Below are 783 nucleotides of genomic sequence, written 5' to 3' on the forward strand. Positions count from 1 at the left end.
GGTCCGGCGGTCGAGGTTCCGGGTGGGGTGATGCTGGCCGGGCGGGTGTCGCTGAACACCCATCCGTGGCTGGCCGAGCACACGATCACCGACACCGTGGTCGTTCCCGGCGCCGCGATCGTCGAGCTTGCCATCGCCGCTGGGGATCGGGTGGATTGTTCGGTGCTGGATGAGCTCGTCATCCACGCCCCCCTGCTGATCCCGACGTCCGGTGTCATCGAGATTCAGGTGCACGTTACCGATGCCGACACCGACTCCGCTGGGCGTCGGCCGGTGACGGTGAGTTCGCGCCTGGTCGGAACGCAGGAGTGGCAGCGGAACGCCGAGGGCTTCCTCACTACCACCGCCGATGTCGCTGGGGCGCAGGCGGTGGCGTTCGAGGCATGGCCGCCGTCGGGAGCACGTCGGGTGTCTCTGGACGATTTCTATGAGCGGCTCGCCGATGACGGCTATGGGTACGGGCCGCTGTTCCAGGGCCTGACAGCGGTCTGGGTGTGGGAAGGGGAGTTGTTCGGCGAGGTCACCCTCCCCGAAGGCGCCGATATCGACGGATACGGAATCCACCCCGCCCTCCTCGAAGCCGCCCTCCACCTGCCCACGGCCACCACCCCGCCTACCGGCGACACACTCATGCCGTTCACGTGGAACCGTGTCATCCTCCACGCCACCGGCGCCACCACCCTCCGGATCCGCGCGACCCTAGGCCCCGGCGGGTTGGCGATGGACCTGGCCGACACCGCGGGCGAGCCGGTCCTGACCTTGGGAGCCCTCACCTCACGGCCC

At 69.1% G+C, this 783-nt stretch carries 1 protein-coding gene; it reads left to right on the top strand.

Annotated elements, in window-relative coordinates; translation table 11 throughout:
* The coding region (locus tag MXD61_RS05745; protein WP_248811802.1) for a polyketide synthase dehydratase domain-containing protein at positions 1–783 on the top strand (783 nt) is incomplete at both ends.

This window comes from Frankia sp. AgPm24, from assembly GCF_023243055.1.
GTDB classification, from domain to species: Bacteria; Actinomycetota; Actinomycetes; order Frankiales; family Frankiaceae; genus Frankia; species Frankia umida.